Source organism: Ferribacterium limneticum (assembly GCF_020510585.1).
Lineage (GTDB): Bacteria > Pseudomonadota > Gammaproteobacteria > Burkholderiales > Rhodocyclaceae > Azonexus.
Genome location: NZ_CP075190.1, coordinates 4,376,722 through 4,394,836, shown reverse-complemented (window position 1 = coordinate 4,394,836; position 18,115 = coordinate 4,376,722). Strand labels below are relative to the sequence as shown.

Annotated in this window: 18 protein-coding genes; 2 read left to right on the top strand and 16 right to left on the bottom strand. The window is 63.9% G+C overall.

Annotated elements, in window-relative coordinates; all coding sequences use genetic code 11:
* Positions 1-42 precede the first annotated feature (42 nt).
* The 9 genes from KI613_RS21060 to KI613_RS21020 are packed head-to-tail and all read right to left on the bottom strand — an operon-like array spanning position 43 to position 7,988.
* On the bottom strand, positions 43-2,376 hold the full coding sequence (locus tag KI613_RS21060) for an MMPL family transporter (RefSeq protein ID WP_226403162.1): 2,334 nt from the start codon (positions 2,374-2,376) through the stop codon (positions 43-45).
* Entirely contained in the window at positions 2,373-2,942 is a 570-nt protein-coding gene (locus KI613_RS21055; protein WP_226403161.1) for an outer membrane lipoprotein carrier protein LolA, read from the bottom strand. The genes KI613_RS21060 and KI613_RS21055 overlap by 4 nt, the downstream gene beginning before the upstream one ends.
* A complete protein-coding gene (locus KI613_RS21050; RefSeq protein WP_226403160.1) occupies positions 2,939-3,850 on the bottom strand; it encodes an LpxL/LpxP family acyltransferase in 912 nt (303 codons plus the stop codon). Before KI613_RS21050 ends, KI613_RS21055 begins: the two co-directional genes overlap by 4 nt.
* The gene (locus KI613_RS21045; protein WP_226403159.1) at positions 3,847-4,161 is read right to left on the bottom strand and encodes a 3-hydroxyacyl-ACP dehydratase FabZ family protein; all 315 of its coding nucleotides are present in this window, start codon (positions 4,159-4,161) and stop codon (positions 3,847-3,849) included. The genes KI613_RS21050 and KI613_RS21045 overlap by 4 nt, the downstream gene beginning before the upstream one ends.
* Complete coding sequence (locus tag KI613_RS21040) at positions 4,148-5,503, bottom strand: AMP-binding protein (RefSeq protein ID WP_226403158.1); 1,356 nt, start codon at positions 5,501-5,503, stop codon at positions 4,148-4,150. Before KI613_RS21040 ends, KI613_RS21045 begins: the two co-directional genes overlap by 14 nt.
* On the bottom strand, positions 5,500-6,195 hold the full coding sequence (locus KI613_RS21035; protein WP_226403157.1) for a COG4648 family protein: 696 nt from the start codon (positions 6,193-6,195) through the stop codon (positions 5,500-5,502). Before KI613_RS21035 ends, KI613_RS21040 begins: the two co-directional genes overlap by 4 nt.
* Positions 6,192-6,476 carry a phosphopantetheine-binding protein gene (locus KI613_RS21030; RefSeq protein WP_226403156.1) on the bottom strand — a complete coding sequence of 95 codons (285 nt, stop codon included), beginning with the start codon at positions 6,474-6,476 and terminating at the stop codon, positions 6,192-6,194. The genes KI613_RS21035 and KI613_RS21030 overlap by 4 nt, the downstream gene beginning before the upstream one ends.
* Positions 6,477-6,494: 18 nt before the next feature.
* A complete protein-coding gene (locus tag KI613_RS21025) occupies positions 6,495-7,745 on the bottom strand; it encodes a beta-ketoacyl-[acyl-carrier-protein] synthase family protein (RefSeq protein WP_226403155.1) in 1,251 nt (416 codons plus the stop codon).
* A 3-nt stretch (positions 7,746-7,748) separates the two neighbouring features.
* A complete protein-coding gene (locus KI613_RS21020; RefSeq protein WP_226403154.1) occupies positions 7,749-7,988 on the bottom strand; it encodes an acyl carrier protein in 240 nt (79 codons plus the stop codon).
* A 143-nt stretch (positions 7,989-8,131) separates the two neighbouring features.
* Here KI613_RS21020 and KI613_RS21015 point away from each other — a divergent pair, with 143 nt between their 5' ends.
* Positions 8,132-8,806: a phosphatase PAP2 family protein gene (locus KI613_RS21015; RefSeq protein ID WP_226403153.1), complete on the top strand. Its 675-nt coding sequence runs from the start codon at positions 8,132-8,134 to the stop codon at positions 8,804-8,806.
* On the opposite strand, the gene KI613_RS21010 is transcribed toward KI613_RS21015, so the two are convergent.
* The 7 genes from KI613_RS21010 to KI613_RS20980 form a co-directional block, all read right to left on the bottom strand.
* A complete protein-coding gene (locus KI613_RS21010) occupies positions 8,803-10,563 on the bottom strand; it encodes a protein-disulfide reductase DsbD (RefSeq protein WP_226403152.1) in 1,761 nt (586 codons plus the stop codon). The genes KI613_RS21015 and KI613_RS21010 overlap by 4 nt on opposite strands.
* Positions 10,560-10,877 carry a divalent-cation tolerance protein CutA gene (gene cutA, locus KI613_RS21005; protein WP_226403151.1) on the bottom strand — a complete coding sequence of 106 codons (318 nt, stop codon included), beginning with the start codon at positions 10,875-10,877 and terminating at the stop codon, positions 10,560-10,562. The genes KI613_RS21010 and cutA overlap by 4 nt, the downstream gene beginning before the upstream one ends.
* A 9-nt stretch (positions 10,878-10,886) precedes the next feature.
* Complete coding sequence (locus tag KI613_RS21000; RefSeq protein ID WP_319004082.1) at positions 10,887-11,699, bottom strand: ABC transporter permease; 813 nt, start codon at positions 11,697-11,699, stop codon at positions 10,887-10,889.
* Between the two features lie 226 nt (positions 11,700-11,925).
* Positions 11,926-12,249, bottom strand: coding sequence for a hypothetical protein (locus KI613_RS20995; protein ID WP_226403150.1), 324 nt, complete (start codon positions 12,247-12,249; stop codon positions 11,926-11,928).
* A 24-nt stretch (positions 12,250-12,273) separates the two neighbouring features.
* The gene (locus KI613_RS20990; protein ID WP_226403149.1) at positions 12,274-14,010 is read right to left on the bottom strand and encodes a DUF3373 domain-containing protein; all 1,737 of its coding nucleotides are present in this window, start codon (positions 14,008-14,010) and stop codon (positions 12,274-12,276) included.
* 27 nt (positions 14,011-14,037) lie between these two features.
* The gene (locus tag KI613_RS20985; protein WP_226403148.1) at positions 14,038-14,661 is read right to left on the bottom strand and encodes a cytochrome b/b6 domain-containing protein; all 624 of its coding nucleotides are present in this window, start codon (positions 14,659-14,661) and stop codon (positions 14,038-14,040) included.
* Between the two features lie 10 nt (positions 14,662-14,671).
* Positions 14,672-16,288 carry a tetrathionate reductase family octaheme c-type cytochrome gene (locus KI613_RS20980; protein ID WP_226403147.1) on the bottom strand — a complete coding sequence of 539 codons (1,617 nt, stop codon included), beginning with the start codon at positions 16,286-16,288 and terminating at the stop codon, positions 14,672-14,674.
* A 258-nt stretch (positions 16,289-16,546) separates the two neighbouring features.
* Between KI613_RS20980 and KI613_RS20975 the strand changes: the two genes are divergently transcribed.
* On the top strand, positions 16,547-18,115 hold the full coding sequence (locus tag KI613_RS20975; protein ID WP_226403146.1) for a B12-binding domain-containing radical SAM protein: 1,569 nt from the start codon (positions 16,547-16,549) through the stop codon (positions 18,113-18,115).

Sequence of the window (18,115 nt, the reverse complement as noted above, 5' to 3'; positions counted from 1 at the left end):
TTCGATTTTGGCCGTTTTTCCCGGTTGACCGTGGAAGTTGGCTTAGTCACGTTGGTGCTCCGAAAAACACGCGGCAAGCAGCAGCGCCAGCACGGCCCCCGGGCCGACCGTGATGCCGACGGCGTGGAGGACCGGCACGTTGGACAGGGCAAGCGTGCCGAAGCCGATGGCGGTGGTCAGGTTGGCGATGGCCATCGAGGCCAGCGTCGGCGGATCGAGCCGGTGTTCCTTGCCGGCCCGGTCGAAGAACAGTGCGTAATTGGAACCGACGGCGACGATCAGCAACATGCCGATCAGGTGCATGAGGTGCAGTTGTTCGCCCGCCAGATGAACGCCGGCGATGACCAGGATGACGGCGAGGAGCAGCGGCAGCAGCACGGCGCCGAGCCGGCGGGCGGAGCGCAGCGTGACGGCGAGTAGCGCGACGATGGCGGCGAAACCGGCCAGCGAGAGCAGCGTCGCCTCGTCGAGATAATCGTTGTAGAGCCGGTCGAACTCGAACTTCATGTCGATGAACAGCGCGCCGCTGCCGGCCAGTGTGGCGCGTACCGGTTCGATGTCGATGTCCACGCCCTCGACGCCGGCTGGCGGGCGTAGTGGCAGCAGCACGCTCCAGCTATCCGGCCGTTGCATGAGCAGCGAATCGACGACCAGCGCCAGGCTGGTGCCGGTGAGCGTTTCGCGGGTGATGTTGCCCTGCGCTCTCGCCTTGGCGACTTCGTCGAGGAAGGCGCCGAGCTTGTTGGCGGCGAGCGGCGAATCGGCCTGCGCCAATTTGAGACGCGCCGCCAGTTCGTCGCCAGCCGGCAGACTGGCCCGGCGGCTGTCCTGCATGGCCTGGCTGGGCAGGAAACGGGCCGGGCTGTCGTAGCCGCCGATGATGCCCTTTGCCACCAGCGCGTCGAGCTGCCGCCCCGCTCGTTCGGCCGCCTGCAAGGCGGCTTCGCGGTCCGCGGCGGTGATGACGGCCATGTAGCGTGAATCCGGGGCGCCAATGTCGGCGCGCAGCGCCATGTCGGTCGCCGAGTCTTCGGCACTGACTGTGCTCAGCGCCGACAGGTTCGGGTGCCAAAGTTGATGGCGGTCGATGACGAGGACCGTAAGCGCCGCGATGGTGAGCAGAATGACCGGCCAGCGCAGACTCTGCATGATCCGGATGCCCTGCTTTAGCGGCGGCGCGAGGTGGCTCAGGTCGCGGACAGGATGATCGTTGCCGGCCAGCGCCGGCAGGATGAAGCGGGTGACCAGCGCGGCGGTCAGCACGCCGCTCAGCGAATAGAGGCCGAGCTGGGCCAGGCCGGGAAAGCCGGAAAAAAGCAGCGCCGAAAAGCCGCCAACGGAGGTCAGCACGCCCAGGCGGATGGTCGGCCAGAAGCGCGCCCGCCATTCGGCCGCGCCGAGCCGGCCGGACTGGACGAAATAGTAGATCGAGTAATCGACCGCCTCGCCGATCAGCGCCGAGCCGAAGCCGACGGTGATGCCGAAGACCGTGCCGTAAGCCAGGCTGACGGCGACGATGCCGGCCAGCGCCCCGCTGACCACGGGCAGCAGGCCGAGGGTTAGCAAGCGGGCCGAGCGATAGACGAAGAGCAGCACGGCGATGATGGCCAGCGTGCTGATCGCTGACAGCTTGCTGACTTCGCTCTTGATCGTTTCACGCGATTTGACGGCGAAAACGCCGGGCCCGGAAATCACGATCCGGGCGTCGCTGACGCCGGCCTCGCTGGCGCTCTCGGCAAACTGGCGGCGAATGGTGGCGATGGCCTGTTCCTGCGCGTCGGTGTCCGAGCCGAGGGCGGCGCTCTGGATCAGCAGCATGGCTCGTTCGCCGTCGCGCGAGGCCCAGACGCCCTCGCTCACATTGGGCTGGGCGCCGGCGCCGAGGCCGGAGAGCAGTTCGATCATTTCGCCGGTCGGGTCGCGCGGCAGCAGCGGCTTGATCAACATGCCGGCCGGCGAAGCGAGCAGATCGATGCTGTTGGCGATGCTCTCGCGCAGGCCGGCGACGGTGAAACGCTCAGGCTTGACGGCCGGGCTAAGCAGATAGCGATGGCGGAACAGGAAGTCGCGGTCGGCATCGAGGCTGCCGGCCTGGCCGTTCTCGACGGCGACGAATTCGGGCAATTTTTCCAGTCGACCGTGCAATTGGCGTGAAACGGTCGCCCGCTGCACCGCATCGCCCCCCTCAATGGCGACCATGAGCAGCCGGGTGACGACGCCCTCCTTCAACTGGTCGACCAGCACCTGCTGCGCCGCACTCGGCCGGGCCGGCAGGAAGAAGGACATGTCGGCCGAAAAGTGGCTGTTCCAGACAACGGCAGCCCCGGCCAGCATGGCCAGCAGCCAGATCAGGAAGGCACGGGCCGCTGCGCTCATTTGGTCTCGACCGGCTCCATGTTGAGCACCGAGCGGTCACCGTCGGCCTGCAGGTACTCGATGCTGCGGACCAGCCCGCGGCTACCGCTGACCGTAATGCGCAACACGAGCGCCGAAATTTTCTGGTCGCTGGGCAGCAGTGTGAGCACCCACTTGTCTGCATTACCCGATAAATGCAGGGCGTAGTTTTTCTCGAGCGCCGCCCGGTTGCCCGACAGCGTGCCACGAATGCTGTCCACGAAGGCCAGCGCTTCCGGCTGGTTGGCCAGGTTGATGCTCAATTTCTGTTTCTCGCGCTCGATGGACAGGATGTCCTTGTCGAGCAGCAGGGTTTCGACCTTGGGCTGCAGCGTCCGCTTTTCGAGCCGGTCGGGTGCCGTGTAGCTCATTTCGCCGGATGAAACGACGGGTTTGTCGAGCAGCGAAATGTATTTCTTCTCGGTGAATTTGGCCTTGCCACCCTTGTTCCTGGCGAGGTCGGTCATCAGCTGGCCGACATCGAAGGCGGCCGAGGCCGGCAAGGCCAGAGCCAGCAGAAAAAGACAGCCGAGGAGACGTTTGATCATTTTTTCTGCCAGAAATCGAAGAAGTTGAACCAGTTGTATGGCGCCAGATGGCAATAATGGGTCAGGCGGTCGGCGTAGTGTTGCATGGCGGCGTGGATTGCCGTGTCGCGTTCTTCACGCGTTGTCTGCGAAAAATCGGCCAGCGGTTCGAAATGCAGCTGGTAGCGGTTGCCGCCCAGATAGAGCCCGGTCATGAAGAAAACCGGGCGGCGCAGCATGGCGGCCATGCGGAAGGGGCCGAGCGGGAACGGGGCCGGTTTGCCGAGAAAATCGCAGTCCACCGTGGCATCGTCGCCCAGCCCGCGGTCGGCCAGCATGCCGACGAGGTAGCCCTCGTCGAGTCGGTCGCGGGCCTGCAGCATCGAATCCATGCGGCCGAGCGGGATGATGTCCTGACTGGCCGCCGGGTTGATCGCTTCGAGCGTCGAATTGATTTTGCGGGCGTTTTCCTCGTACATCATCATCGCCACCTTGAGCCCCTGCTTGCCGCGTCCGACGGCGCGCAGGACTTCGAAGCTGCCAAGGTGGGCGCCGATGAGCAAGGCACCGGGGTGCTCGGAGGCCACTATCTGGACGGCTTCGTTGCCGATGATCTCGATGTCGAACAGGTCGAAACGGTCGTTGAGCAGGTAGATCCGGTCGTGGATCGTGCTCGCGAAGCTGAAGACATGGCGGAAGCCGTCCGACCATTCGGCCCAGCGATTGAGCGCCAGATGCAGGTAGTCGCGGCTGAAGCGGCGGGCGCGCGGGGCGAACAGGACGAAATAGGCGGCGATGCCGTAGAGGACGAGGCGGCCAACCCGGCGGCCGAAGGTCAGCGAAATCCAGACCATCAGCTTGAGGATGGCGAGATTGCTGCGTTCCTGCTGGCGCATCCAGTCGGCGTCGGTCGGCTCTTTCCGGCTCATGGCGCGGCGGGGGTCAGGCTGCCGGAAGCGACGTCGCGCTCAGTCGCACGCACGGTGAAGGCAATGGCCCCGCTTGGTTTGGTGGTTAGCGAGAAAGTAAGCGCTTCCTCAGGCCGGACCGGGCTGAAAAACTTGGCATTGCCGACCTGCCAGTTGAGGCCGCTTTTGCCAGCCTCACCGAGCATTGCTTCGGCGAACAGGATGGCGCGGTCGAGCAGGACGACGCCCGGCACGATGGGGTTGCCGGGAAAGTGGCCGGCGAAGGCCGGGTGGTCGGCCGGGACCAGCCAGCGATATTCAGTGTCCGCCATGGCTGACTTTCTCGGCATACAGCGCCTGCAGTTCGGCCCGTGGCAGCTTGCCGGTGCTGTTGCGCGGCAACTGGTCGACGAGGACCAGTGGCCGGGGCAGGAAGATGGCGTCGATGCGCTGGCGCAATTCGACGGTGACTTGCCGGGCGCTCAGACCGGGTGCGACGACGAAGGCGGTCAGCCGCGTGATGCCGTCCGGACCCTCTTCGTCGGGGAGGAAGAAGGCGCCATCGACGACGCCGGGTACGGCGCCGAGCTGGTGGTTGAGGTAGGCCAGCGAGGTACGCTTGCCGGCGATATTGATCAGGTCGGCGTGACGGCCGTGGAGCAGGAAGCGCTGGTCGGGCAACAGTTCGATGCGGTCGGACAGGGCGACGCGGCCTTCGACGTGGCCGGCACAAGCGATGGTGTCGTCGCCGTCCTGCTCAAGGCGGACGCCGGGCAGCAGGGTCCACGCGGCGCCATCGGTGGTGCGCCGGCTGGCCAGCTGGCCGGATTCGGTCGAGCCGTAAATTTCCAGCATCGGGGCGCCGGTTCTGGCTTCAGCTTCGCTGGCCAGCGTCGTCGATAGCGGTGCGGTGGCCGAGAGCAGCAGGTCGACGGGTGGCAGTTCGATTTCGGCCGAGAGCAGCGCCGAAAGGTGGAAAGGCGTGGTGACGAGCAGGCGCGGCTGCGGCACGGCGGCCAGCGCACCGGCGATGTCCTGCGGATAGAACGGCTTGCCGGCCCAGAAGGCGCAGCCGCCGTGCAGGGCGAGCAGGAAGGTCGATTCGAAACCGTAGCTGTGCTGGACCGGCACGGTGCCGACGATGGCGTGCGGCTGGCGGTCGAGGCCGAGCGCGACGGCTTCGGCCCGGCCGTTGGCGACCAGCTTGCCCCAGGTCTTGCGCTGGGCTTGCGGTAGGCCGGTCGAGCCAGAGGTGAACAGGATGGCGGCGAGGTGGTCGGCGGGAATCTGCGGAATGGCCGATTTCGTTTTTGGCCCATTTTTCCGGTTGACCGCAGGAATCGCCGGGAAGTCGAGGCGCGGCAGGTCCAGGGTATCGGCGGCGCCGTCGCACAGGCAAAGCAGCCCGGCGTACTCGGCCTGCAGGCGGTGGAAGGTTTCCGGTGATTGCGACGACGGTTGCAGGCTGGTCATGCCGCGCAGCAGGCCCGCGGCGAAGCCGACGGCAAAGCGGTAACGGTCGTGGCAGAGGTTGAGCAGATAGCCGTTGGCCGGCAACTGTTCGGCCAGCCAGCGGGCGTCGGCCAGGTAGTCGCCGACGCCGATCGGGCCATCAGCCGACCAGGCAAAAACGGCGTCGAGGTCGCCGTGGGCGAGCAGCGGTAGGGTATTCATGACGGATTGGCGGGCGGCTGCGGCGTTTTGAGATCGGGCGCCGGGGCTTTCTGCTGGTTGCGCATGCGGTAGGCGCGGGCGACCTGGGCCATGCTCGGCCGCTCTTCCGGTGGCAGGACATTGACCCGCCAGATGTGTTCGCCGATAAACATGGCGGCGAGCAGCGGGGCCGACAGCAGATTGGCGAAGACCGACCACACCTCATGCGGGGCGAATAGCCAGAGGATGGTCGAAATCAGGGCGTTGATCAGGAAAAACAGCGTCCACGCCAGCGTCGCCTGGCGGGTGTAGCGGCGTTTGCGCTCGGACAGTTCGCCCACATGCACGGTGCGGGCAAGCTGGGTGATCAGCGCTTCGCCGCCACCGAGCAGGCTGCGCCCGAACAGGGTGCCGAGGGCCAGGTTGGTGCCGAGGTGCTGGATGAAAAACAGCAGCGCGATGTTTTCGCGCAGGGTCGGCCAATACCAGGCCAGGCCGCCGAGCATGGCGAGAATGCCGGCGCCGGTCAGCGCCGGATGACTGCTACGCCAGAGCAACAGGCCGAGGGCGGTGACGGCGGGGGCAATGCCGAGCAGTACCGAGAGGTCGCCGGAACCTTGGCCGGCACTGCCGGTATGGGCCACGACGGCCCATGCAGCGATAAAGACAACGACGGCCAGGCCGCGCAGCAGCTGGCCCGGGGAAAGGCTCATTTGGTCCGCTGGGAGGCGATATGGGTGGCCAGCGCGCGCAGCGACGAAAAGATGCGCAGGTTGTCCTCGTTATCGGATTTCAGCTGGAAGCCGTATTTCTTCGAAATGACCAAGGCGATTTCAAGCACGTCGATCGAGTCGAGGCCGAGGCCTTCGCCGAACAGCGGCGCGTCCGGCTCGATCTCGGCCGGCGGCAGGTCGAGGTTGAGCGCCGTGACGATCAGCTCGGCGACTTCCGGCAGCAGGGCTTCGATGGTTTCCGGCGAAATGGCTTCAGGCATGGCGGTACTTCCGTGGGGTTACAGGTCGACGGCGCGAAACGCGAGGACCGCGTTGCTGCCGCCGAAAGCAAAGGAATTGGACAGCGCAGCGCGCAGCGGCTGGCCGTGGCGGGCTGTCGTCACGTGATCGACACCGGTGCACTCCGGGTCGACGGCGCCGAGATGGGCGGTCGGCGGAATCGTCCCGTCACGCAGGGCGAGCACGGTGACGATGGCTTCGATGGCCGCCGAGCCGCCAAGCAGATGGCCGTGCATCGACTTGGTGGCGCTGACCGGCAGCGTTGCCGCACGCTCGCCGAAAATGGCCTTCAGCGCAGCGACTTCAACCGGGTCGCCTTCGGCCGTCGCCGTGCCGTGGGCATTGACGTAATCGATGTCGGCGGCGCTCAGCCCGGCATCGGCCAGAGTCAGGCGGATGGCACGGATCTGCCCTTCGGCTTCCGGGCGAACAAGATGGCTGTGGTCGCAGGTCGTGCCGTAGCCGACGATCTCGCCGTGAATGCGGGCGCCGCGGGCGACGGCATGATCCCAGTCCTCGAGGACCAGGGCCGCCCCGCCCTCGCCCAGCACCAGACCGCGGCGTTCGGCCGAAAACGGCTTGCAGGCGGCGGCCGAGGTCTCGGCATCGCCCGGCGCCATGACGCGCAGGGCTTCCCAGGCGCGGGCAACGCCATAGGCTTGCGGCACATCGGAGCCGCCGGTCAACATCACCGTCGCCTCGCCGCTGCGCACGCGGCGGAAAGCTTCGCCGATGGCAATGGCCGACGAGGCGCAGGCCACCGTGTGGCTCATGCTGACGCCGCCCAGGCCTAGCTGGATGGAAATGTGGGCGTTGGCCGAACTGTTCATGCCAAGCAGGACGGTCAGCGGCGACAGCCGTTCGCGGCCCTTCTGCCACAGTTCGCGGTAGCCCTTTTCGTAGGCCATCGTGCCGCCGAGGGCGGTGCCCCAGGCAACGCCCCAGTCATCGCGGTTCTCGCCTTCGCTCTGGCGCGCCAGGCCGGCGTCGTCCCAGGCGCTGAAACTGGCAGCCATGGCGAACTGGGCGAAGCGGTCCATCATGCTGGCCAGCGGCTTGCCCAGCGCAGCCTCGGAATCGAAGGCGGGGCAACTGACGAAAGGCATCGACAGCGGCCGGGGCACGTCGTCGGTGAGCAGGTAGTGCACGGCTGATTGGCCGGCGCACAGGCGCGTAAAGAAATCAGCGAGGTCGCCGCCATAAGGGCTGACCAGCCCGAGGCCAGTAATCGCCACCCGCCGCTGGCTCATCGCTCAGCTCTTCGACTGGGCGATCAGCCCGTCCATCAGCGATACCATTTCGCCAACCGTCCGGGGAGTTTTGATGTCGCGGGAAAGCTTGATGCCGAAGTGATCCTCGAACTCGAACATCAGTTCGAGCATCATCAGCGAGTCCACGCCAAGCTCAGCCAGCACGGCGCCGGGAACGACATTTCCCGGCTCGACGCCGAGGCGGTCCTTGAGAAAATCGCGAATCAGGCCAATGGATTCCATAGACCCGAGATTTTAGCTGAAAGCCCATGTTTTCCAAAGGTTTCCCCCATACTCTTGCGCTGGAATACCGTACCCGGGCAGCAGACCTGCAATTTGTTACCATGGCGGTGGCTTTTTCCCGTTTGTCTCCTTTCGAGTCATCAATGCACCTGTTCGACGAACCCCACTGGATCCGGCAGATTGCTTCCCGGATGATCTTCCTGTGGCCGCTCAAGGCAGTCGGCACGACGCTCTTCATGCTGCTTTTCTTCTGGGGCTATTTCGGAGTTTTGCGTAACCCGCTGTTCCCGGTCACGCTGATGCCGCTGACCGTTGTCGACCAGTGGATTCCGGTCACGGCGCAGGCTTTTCCGGTCTACGCCTCGCTGTGGGTTTACGCATCATTACCGGCCGCGCTGTTCAAGGAATTCCAGACCTTGGCTCTGTTTGGTCTGTGGATGGGGGCGATGTGCCTGCTCTGCCTGGGCATCTTCTGGGTTTTTCCCACCGGCGTTCCGCCGGCCGGCATCGACTGGAAACTCTATCCGGAAATGGCGATCATCAAGGACGTCGATGCCAGCGGCAACGCTTGCCCGTCGTTGCATGTCGCCTCGGCAGTTTTTGCGGCGATCTGGCTCGACCGGTTAGTGACGACGATCAGCGCCCCGTTGGTGCTGCGCTGGCTGATCTGGCTGCATTGTCTGGCGATTTTGTGGTCGACCGTGGCGACGCGCCAGCATGTGGTCATCGATGTTGTGGCCGGTGCTGTGGTGGGCGCGGTATTCGGCATTCTTGGCCTGCGCCATGCGCTGGGCCGGGCGAAACTGCAAAAAATCTAGCCGGCTGTTGCGGTTTGTTGCAGGGTTCTCATGAACTGCGCCGCATCCTGAAAACCGACAATGCGCACGGCCTTGTTTTCCTGCCCTTTGGCATCGTAGAAAATGATGCCCGGCGGACCGAACAGCTTGAATTTGGCTAGCAAAGCCTTGTCGTCGTCCGAATTGGCCGTGACATCGGCCTGCAACAGCGTGAAACCGGCCAGTTTTGCCTGAACCGCGGGGTCGGAAAAGGTGAAACGCTCCATTTCCTTGCACGAGACGCACCAGTCGGCGTAAAAATCGAGCATGACCGGCTTGCCGGCGGTCTTGATCCTGGCTTCCAGGTCGGCCACCGAGGTGACGCGTTCGAATGGCAACCTTTTTTCTTCGGCGGCGACGGCCTGCCCGCGCAGCCCGGCCAGCGGTTGCAGCGGATCGCGGCCACCGGCCAGGGCGCCGATGAGCAGCGCAGCGCCGGTCAGCAACATGACGATGCCGATGCCCTTCCAGAAACGATGCCAGCCCTTGGCGTGCGGCGGCAGGGGGTCGAGGGCGTGGAGGTAGATGGCCGGAATGATGAGCAGCGCCGCCCAGGCCAGCATGGCGGCGACTGGCGGGACGACCGGCGAAACGAGCCAGACGGCAGTGGCCAGCAGCAGCACGCCGAATGCCTTCTTGACGCCTTCCATCCACGGCCCGGTCTTGGGCAGCAACGAGCCGCCGGCGATGCCGACCGCGATGAGCGGCGCACCCATGCCGAGGGCCATGACGAACAGCGCGGCGCCACCGAAAACGGCGTCGCCGGTCTGCCCGATGTAGAGCAGCGCACCGGCCAGCGGGGCGGCGACGCAGGGCCCGACGATGAGCGCAGACAGCGCGCCCATCAGGAAAACGCCGATGCCGCGCCCGCCCTGCAGGTGGCCGGATTCTTCCGACAGCTTGCTTTGCAGCGCGGTCGGCAATTGCAGTTCGTAAAAGCCGAACATCGAGAATGAGAGGACGACGAAAACCAGCGCGAAACTGCCAAGCACCCACGGGTTTTGCAGGGCGGCGGAAATCAGCGTGCCGCTCAGGCCGGCCGCGATGCCGGCCGCGGCGTAGGTGACGGCCATGCCGAGGACGTAGGCCATGGACAGTGCAAAGCCGCGAGCGTGCGAATTCTTGTGGCCCTGCCCGGCGATGATGCCGGACAGAATGGGGATCATCGGGAAGACGCAAGGCGTCAGCGACAGGCCGAGGCCGGCGATGAAGAAGAAGGCGAGGCTGGTCCAGAAGCCGGCGTTCTTGAGGGTGGCGGCGATCCGGCCGCTTTCGTCGCCGTCGGCCGGAGCCGCGGAGGCAACCGGTGCGCTGGCCGGGTCGGGCATTTCGACGCTGAGCGGCTGGGTTTGCGGCGGATAGCAGACGCCGGCATCGGCGCAGCCTTGTGAGGTGACGTTCAATTTGAGCGGCAACGGCCCGGAGGACATGCGCTCGACCGGCACGCGTATGGCGACGGTCTTGTAATAGACCTCGACCTTGCCGAAGTTTTCGTCGTCGTGTTCCTTGCCCTTCGGGAAGGTCGGCGTGCCGAGGGTGGCCGTTTCGCCGTCGACGCGGAAACGGAACTTGTCGCGGTAAAGGTAGTAGCCCTTGGCGATCTCGTAGCTGATTTCGAGCGTCTGCCCGTCAAGCGCCTTGACCGACGGTCTGAAGGCAACGGCCGGGTCGAGGAATTCCTCGGCGTGGGCGAGCGAGATGAAAAAGGCGAGAACGAGGAACAGGAGGCGCATGGTCATTGGGTTGTTTCTGCCGTCACCCAGTTCAGGTAGGCGGGCAAGCCGTGGCTGAGCGGCAGGGCGATGATTTCGGGCAGCTCGTAGGGATGGAGTTGGCGGATTCTGGCTTCGAGCGCCGGGTAGTTGGCTGCGGTCGACTTGAAAAACAGCGGAATTTCGGATGCCGATTCGACCTTGCCCTGCCAGCGATAGACCGACTGGACGCGCGGCAGGATGTTCACGCAGGCGGCCAGCTTTTCTTCAACCGCGGCGAGCGCGATGGCGTTGGCGGTTTCTTCGTCCGGGCAGTTGGTGATGACGAGCAGCGTTTCCATTAGCGGATTCTACTTGAGCAGGCGGCGACGGGTCAGGTGGAGAGCGACGGTGAAGGCTACGGCGGCCGTGCCGAGCAGCGCCATGATGTGGATCAGGGCGTCGGCCGGGACCTGGCCGGCGAGCAGCGGACGGACCAGCGCAACACCTTGGGCCAGCGGCAGCCAGCCGCCGATCAGCGCCAGCCAGCCGGGCAGCTGGTCGGTCGGGAAGAAAACACCGGAAATCAGCGTCATCGGCGTGATGAACAGCGTGAAGTAGTACATGAAGAAATCGTAGGACGGGGCCAGCGCGTTCCAGATCAGGCCGAGGGCGGCGAAGGCCAGCCCGGTAAGGACGATGGCCGGCAGCGCCCAGAGCATGAGCGGCCCGTTGGTCAGGCCCATGGCGGTGATGACGACGAGGATGGCGGCGCCCGAGAGCAGCGATTTGGTCGCCGCCCAGAACAGTTCGCCGGCGACGACATCGCCCAGCCCGAGCGGCGTATTGAGGATGGCTTCCCAGGTTTTCTGCACGTGCATGCGCGAAAAGGCCGAGTACAGGGCCTCGAAGGTCGCGGCGTTCATCGTTGAGGCGCAGACCGTGCCACCGGCCAGGAAAGCAATGTAGGGCTGGCCTTCGATGGTCGGCAGCATGGCCCCCAGCCCGTAGCCGAGGCCGAGCATGTAGATCAGCGGGTCGGCCAGGTTGCCGAGGATGGATGGCAGGGCGAGCTTGCGCCAGACCAGGAAATTGCGTTGCCAGACGGGAAGCCAGCCGAGCAGGGAGGGTTGAGGCAGCATGGGGCCAGACGAACGAAGGACGGAATAACCGGGAGCAGACATTCTAGCGTCTGCTCGTGACCGCCGCGCTGTTGTTCGCAGCCCGCCCGCATTTCAATTTTCGACCTTTTTTACGTTTCACGTAGTAAACCCGGTTGACCGTGGGAAGCAGCCAAACCGCTGCCCGGCGCGCCGCGGCGACGTGGCGAATCACCGCAGCCCTTGTTCAGGACGTAAAAAGGGCGGGAAGTCCCCTCCCCGCCCAGTTGGCCAAAGGTTGGCCCTTGGCCTAGCAGCCGGCTGTTTTCTTGAACGACTTGCTTTCGTTCTTGCCGCCGGCGTTGTCAAACTTGGCGCGGATTTCGTCGCCTTCGACGATGCGCTTGTCCTTGAACTTGTCGAGCGTCAGGTCGTCGGTGATGTTGATGGTGACCGCTTCGCCGGTCTTGCCATCCTTCAGGATGGCCTGGGCCGATTTGCCATCGCCGGCCATCTTGATCTTGGTGATGACGCCGACCATCTTGACGTCGTCGGCCGAGGCGATGGGGGAAATGGTCAGCGCGGCAGCGGCGAGGGCGATGGAAATGAGCAGTTGGGAGAGGGTTTTAGGCATGGCTTGCTCCTGAAATCAGGTTGATCAGAATTTCACTTCAAAGGTGGCGTAGGCGTTGTAGGCCTTGGACAAGGGCGTCGTGGTCATCATCTGGCCATTGACGTCGGAGATCTTGACCGGGGCGCCGACCCAGTTGTTGCTGCCGGTGTACTGGAAGTCGTAGTACTGGAAGCCCAGGCGGAAGAAGCTCTTGGCCATGAACGACGAGATCGGCTTGGCATCGAGTTCCTGAATCGCGTAGACCTCGTAGACGTTGCCACGTGTGCCGACCTTGGATGTCCAGGAGTCGCCAGCGGCCGGGGCGAAGGTGATCCAGTTCTTCGATCCGTGGTTGTATTCGAGGCCAAGCTTGGTCTTCGACGGCAGGTCGTAGCGCAGGCCGAGGTAGATGGCGCTGCCGGTCTTGCTGCTCGGTGCTTCGGGATTGAAGAAGGCACCGGTCATCAGGCCCTGGAAGCCGAACTGGGCAGAAACGTTGTCGTTCGGGTGGGTGACGCTCATGCCCGCGTCGGCGAACCAGTTCAGATTGCCGGGGCCGACATTCTTGATCGTGCCGAGGGCGCCAGCGCCGTACCAGTCGATGTCGCCGAGATTGGTCTTGGGCATCGTCGTGCCGAAATAGGTGTTGGCCATCTTCGGGGCATCGAAAATGCTCATGCCGCGATTCCATTGGAGCCAGACGCGCAGCGGGTCGGTGTCGATCGGCACCACCGAAATGCCGAGCATGTCGGTATCTTCAAGCGAATTGGTCAGCGCCTTGCTGAAACCGCTCTCATAACCGCGGCCATAGCAGATCTTGCCGTAGGCGCCGGGCAGCGCTTCGATGTCGGGCGCCCAGCCGACGGTCATGCCGTCGAAAGCATAGTCGACGAGCAGGGCCGGCGTGCCGCCCGTGCCGGGACGCGCCGTGTTGGCGCGCAAATGGTTGGGGGCGCCGTTGGTCGAGGGCCGACGACCGACCGAGAACCAGATGTCCTGTTCGGCGATGTTGCTCCACGTCGCATAGACGCGATCGACGTTGAGGAAACTGCTCGACGGGATATGGCCGACGGTGCCGTCGAAGACGCCGACGCGGTCGGCGAAGAAAGGCGCGGAGCCGCTGTTGGTCAGGGCGCCGTCATCCGAAGCGCCGAAGGTCTTGTACATCAGCAAACGGGCGGTGACGGAAACGTCCTGCGCCGCCTTCATGTTGAGGTCGAGACCGAAGCGGTTGCTATAGAGGGTTTCGTTCTTGGGTTTGTAGGCAGGCACAGTGACGGCGTAGCCACCGATCGCACCGAGCATCGCCGCGTTGGCGCCGAGGAAAGTCTGGGCCTGCGAGTAGGTCTGCACGCCGGCCATGCCTTGGGCAAAGCCCATCAGGCCCGAGAGTGCGGCGGCATTGGCCGGCGAAGGATTGGCGAAGAACGCCGCCTGCAATTGATTCTGGGCGTTGGCAAACGTGGCATTTACATCGGTAAACGTCTTGGTTTCCCCGGCCAGGCTATCAACCCGGAACTGGTAATCCCCGCCGACCGTCAGCCACTTGTCCAGCGATTTTTCCTCGTTCTTCTGGACCTTTTCCTTCACTTCCCTGACGTCGGCAATGGCTTGCTTGTTGGCTTCCTGATTGGCCTGAACCTGGGCGCGCAGCGCCTCGATCTCCTTGGCCATGGCTTCGATTTTCTTGAGCAGATCGGCATCGGTAGCCTGGGCGCCAAGCGGGATGACGAGGCTGGCAATCAGGCTGGCCAGAAGGTTTCGCGTGATATTGCGTTGCATGATGATTTTCCCCTGTGAATCAGTAACTCATTGCGCCTTGGCGCCAAGCGGCTCTTCGTTCACGTCGTCGTCCCAGCCGGTGACCATCGCCTTGAAGTGGGCGGTTGGTGTGTGGCCGGCGGTGCCGAGATAGATGTGGGCGATCAGGAAGAGCAGCATCAGGAAGGCGCCGAGAGTGTGGGCCAGTGCGATGAGGCCGAGCGATACGCCGCCAAGACCGACGGCGCCAAGCTGGTTGTAGAACAGGTAGAACAGCCCGGAACACCAGAGCAGTGGGTTGATGAACAGCTTGACGCCAAGGTAGGCGACCCGTTGCAGCGGGTTGTGCTTGCGATTTTTGGTCTTCAGGTAGGGGTGATGCTCTCCCTTGAACATCCCGAAGGCGTAGAACAGGGCGACATCAAGCATCTTGCTGGTCGTCGGGATGTACTGACGCCATTCGCCCGTCGTGAAGTGCCAGAAGATGGCGAACACCCACAAGCCCATCAGTGCCCAGGCTGACGTGGTGTGCAACTCGCCGGCCTTGTGCCAGCCGAGCAGCGAGTAGGTACCATGGACCTCGAAACCGGTGACCAGCATGGTGATGATGAGCAGTGCCTGGGTCCAGTGCCAGAAACGTTCGAAACCCTTGAAGATATAAACGCGTGCCATGTTCTTCCCCTTAGTGCGTGCGCTTGGCGGTCAGGATGCGGCCGATACCGTGGCCGATGACGCCGAGCAGCGTGAGGGCGGCGAGCGCCCAGCCGGCGGTGTCGAGCAGCGCGATGTGGTCGCGCCCACGGCCGGGGATATAGATGCCATCGACCTTTTCGAGCCGGCCATTGCTGCTGTGGCAGTCGCTGCAGCCGAGCGCCTTGTCCTTCGGGGCGACCATGTGGGCGATCGGCCACATGGCGGCGGTCTCGATGAAGTCGTATTTGCCCGAGAATGGCTTGCCGGCGGCAGCCATGCCGGCGGCGATGGCCTTGTCCCAGTTCAGGTTCTTCCAGTAGGCGGCATCGTCCTGCCCGGCCAGGTGGTTGATCGTTAGCGTCTTGTTCTCGGCGTCGAACGGCTGCTTGCCGCGGAACAGCTTGACCGGCCAGATCATCGATTTGCCATCATCGGCGGAGCCTTCGAACTTGCTGATGTAGATCGGCTGGTTGGCCTTTTCGATCTTGTCGTCGGCCAGCGTGTATTTGACCTTGCCGTTGAACCACATGTACTCCGGCGTGACGTTGGTTTTCCAGACGAAATCGCCCTTGATGCCGAGATAGGTGTCGTAGCCGTCCTCATCCTTGACGACCAGCGGTTTGCCGTCGGGGCCGCGCTTGCCGGCCGTCGACCAGTCCCACGACATCTTGGTCGGCACGTCGCCGCGGGCGAAGGCCGGGATGTGACAGGTCTGGCAGGCCAGCTTGTCGGTGTGGTCGTTCAGCTTGGCTTCCTTCTTGTGTGGCGCCTGGCCGTGACAGGCCTGGCAGGTTGTCGGGTTGCTCTTGTCCGATTTGCCCCGCATGTGGGCGGCTTCCTTGTCCTGGGCGGTCGGCGCATAGCGGCTGCCCGGCACCTGATGGCCTTCGGTCATGTGGCAGGTCGAGCAGCTGAAGTTCAGACCCTTGCTGTCCATGTGGACATCCACTGCCTTTTCCGGGGCTTCCAGCGAGCTGTCGAGGTCGCCGTGCTTGACGCCATCGCCGCCGCCACCGTAGAAATGGCAGGCGCCGCAAGTGGCACGCCTGGTCTGGCCGACCTTCTGCGCGATGTCGGAGAGGTCGATTCCCTTGACGATCTTGCCTGACCCGGGCGGGAATTCCGTGTCCTTGACCACCGGATTGCCGGCGAAGCCGGCCGGTTTCTTGTATTTGCCGGTCTGGTCATGGCAGACCAGGCAATCGACATTGGTTTCGGAGGTCAGATCGAAGTTCGGGCCATCGGTGTTGTAGCCGATATGGCAACTGGCGCAAGCCTTGTAGTTCGAGGTGACCGAGGTGCAGAAGTTGTTGACCACATGCTTCTTGCCGAGCAACTGCTGGCTGTCCGGATTGCGGAATTCCCATTTCCAGTGCTGGGTCAGGTGAATCTGCTTGGCGGCCTCGGTATGGCAGCCGATACAGGCTTTGGTCACTTCCGGTCCGGACGCGAACTCCTGTTGCAGTTCCTTGAACTTGCTGTGGTCGGCTGTCGACTTGAGCAGTTTTTGCGGTGGTTGGGCGCTATCCGGCGCGTTGGCCGGATAGGCGGAATTCATGAACGCCAGGGTGGCGAACACGATCATGGCTTGCTTGATCACTTGCATGATTTCCCCTCTAAAGAGCGATGAGACGCTGATCTGTGGCGGCCCCGCCGGAGCCACAGTTCTGGGAAAAGATTAGTCTTCGCTTATTTTCGAATATTGACATTTGTCAATGTTTGGCCGGTTTTTCGGGACGTCGACGGATCGTGCGGGCTGGCTGCAACATTTCGATTTTTGGTCTTTTTTCCGGTTGACCGTGGAACTCGGCAAAACGCCATCCGGCGTGGCGCACCGTGGCCTTGAAGCTGTCAAAATGGCGAAATGCCGTCCGCCATCATCCTCAGCACCCTCAACGCCAAATACATCCACGCCTCGCTCGGCCTGCGCTACCTGCTCGCCAACATGGACCGGCACGGCGGCGCCGGGCTGCGCGAACGGACGGTACTGCGCGAATTCACCATCGCCCGGCCGGTGCAGGAAATCGTCGCGGCCCTGCTCGCCGAGTTGGGCCCGCCGGTCGCTGGCCGACCGCAGATCATCGGCTTCGGCGTGTACATCTGGAACGTGGTGGCGACGACCGAGGTCGTCCGCCGCCTAAGACAGGCCCGGCCGGACCTGAAAATCGTCCTCGGTGGCCCGGAAGTCAGCTATGAATGGGAGGAGCAGGAAATCGTCCGGCTCGCCGACCACCTGATCACCGGCTGGGGTGACGTGAGTTTTCCGAAACTGTGCCGCGCCCTCCTCCATGGGCCGCAGCCGCTAATGAAAGTGATCCCCGGCGAGCAGCCGGCGCTGGCCGACATCGCCCTGCCCTACGCCGAGTTCAGTGCTGACGACCTGGCCCATCGCCTGCTCTACGTCGAAGCCTCGCGCGGCTGCCCGTTCAAATGCGAGTTCTGTCTCAGTTCGCTCGACAAGACCGCTTGGGCCTTTGAGGCGGAACGCTTTCTTGCCGCGCTGGAAACGCTCCATGAGCGCGGGGCGCGCAATTTCAAGTTCGTCGATCGCACCTTCAATCTCAAGATCGACAGCTCGCTGACCATCCTGCAATTTTTCCTCGACCGTCTGACGCCGGATCTCTTCCTGCATTTCGAGGTGATTCCGGATCATCTGCCGGAACGGCTCAAGGAAATGATCGCCCGCTTCCCGCCCGGCGTGCTGCAGTTCGAAGTCGGTATCCAGACCTTCAACCCGGATGTCCAGCAGGCCATTTCACGTCGGCAGGACAACGCCAAAACTTGCGAAAACTTGGCCTGGCTGGTCAATCACAGCCACGCTCACCTGCACACCGACCTCATTTTCGGCCTGCCCGGCGAAACGCTGGCCAGCTTTGCCGCCGGTTTCGACCGCCTGTATGCGCTGCACCCGCACGAAATCCAGCTCGGCGTCCTCAAACGCCTGCGCGGCACGCCGATCGCCCGCCATAGCGTCGTCCACGGCATGATCTACGCCGCCGAACCGCCCTACACCGTGCGCCAAACCTCGGTCGTCGACGCCCGGACTGTCGAGCGTTTCACTCGCCTCGCCCGCTACTGGGACCTGGTCGCTAATTCCGGCCGTTTCCCCCAAACCCTGTCTCTCCTGCTTGCCGGCCCCTCGCCCTTCAATGCCTTCCTCGCCTTTGCCGACTGGCTATGGCAAAGCACCGGCCAGACCAGCCGCCTGACACCGGAAAAACTGGTCGACAGCCTGTTCGACTATCTGACCGGCGTGATCGGAATGGAAAAGGAAAGCGTCTGCCGGACCTTGCTTGCCGACTATCAGGCTAGCGGTGCCCGCGCCAATCCGGCCTGCCTGCAAGGTTTGTTGAAGGACCGGGAAAAGCCGGTGCCGCGGTTGGCCAGGCCGCTCGCCCAGCGGCAGGACCGGCACGGCGCCAGCTCCGGTTAA

Bases quoted from the DNA above. Each gene is read 5' to 3' on its own strand.
- KI613_RS21020 (WP_226403154.1), bottom strand. From the start codon at position 7,988: ATGGAATCCATTGGCCTGATTCGCGATTTTCTCAAGGACCGCCTCGGC.
- KI613_RS20990 (WP_226403149.1), bottom strand. From the start codon at position 14,010: ATGCAACGCAATATCACGCGAAACCTTCTGGCCAGCCTGATTGCCAGC.
- KI613_RS21030 (WP_226403156.1), bottom strand. From the start codon at position 6,476: ATGCCTGAAGCCATTTCGCCGGAAACCATCGAAGCCCTGCTGCCGGAA.
- KI613_RS20995 (WP_226403150.1), bottom strand. From the start codon at position 12,249: ATGCCTAAAACCCTCTCCCAACTGCTCATTTCCATCGCCCTCGCCGCT.
- KI613_RS21015 (WP_226403153.1), top strand. From the start codon at position 8,132: ATGCACCTGTTCGACGAACCCCACTGGATCCGGCAGATTGCTTCCCGG.
- KI613_RS21035 (WP_226403157.1), bottom strand. From the start codon at position 6,195: ATGAGCCTTTCCCCGGGCCAGCTGCTGCGCGGCCTGGCCGTCGTTGTC.
- KI613_RS20985 (WP_226403148.1), bottom strand. From the start codon at position 14,661: ATGGCACGCGTTTATATCTTCAAGGGTTTCGAACGTTTCTGGCACTGG.
- KI613_RS21045 (WP_226403159.1), bottom strand. From the start codon at position 4,161: ATGGCGGACACTGAATATCGCTGGCTGGTCCCGGCCGACCACCCGGCC.
- KI613_RS21055 (WP_226403161.1), bottom strand. From the start codon at position 2,942: ATGATCAAACGTCTCCTCGGCTGTCTTTTTCTGCTGGCTCTGGCCTTG.
- KI613_RS21050 (WP_226403160.1), bottom strand. From the start codon at position 3,850: ATGAGCCGGAAAGAGCCGACCGACGCCGACTGGATGCGCCAGCAGGAA.
- KI613_RS21040 (WP_226403158.1), bottom strand. From the start codon at position 5,503: ATGAATACCCTACCGCTGCTCGCCCACGGCGACCTCGACGCCGTTTTT.
- KI613_RS20975 (WP_226403146.1), top strand. From the start codon at position 16,547: ATGCCGTCCGCCATCATCCTCAGCACCCTCAACGCCAAATACATCCAC.
- KI613_RS21060 (WP_226403162.1), bottom strand. From the start codon at position 2,376: ATGAGCGCAGCGGCCCGTGCCTTCCTGATCTGGCTGCTGGCCATGCTG.
- KI613_RS21025 (WP_226403155.1), bottom strand. From the start codon at position 7,745: ATGAGCCAGCGGCGGGTGGCGATTACTGGCCTCGGGCTGGTCAGCCCT.
- KI613_RS20980 (WP_226403147.1), bottom strand. From the start codon at position 16,288: ATGCAAGTGATCAAGCAAGCCATGATCGTGTTCGCCACCCTGGCGTTC.
- KI613_RS21010 (WP_226403152.1), bottom strand. From the start codon at position 10,563: ATGACCATGCGCCTCCTGTTCCTCGTTCTCGCCTTTTTCATCTCGCTC.
- KI613_RS21000 (WP_319004082.1), bottom strand. From the start codon at position 11,699: ATGTCTGCTCCCGGTTATTCCGTCCTTCGTTCGTCTGGCCCCATGCTG.
- cutA (WP_226403151.1), bottom strand. From the start codon at position 10,877: ATGGAAACGCTGCTCGTCATCACCAACTGCCCGGACGAAGAAACCGCC.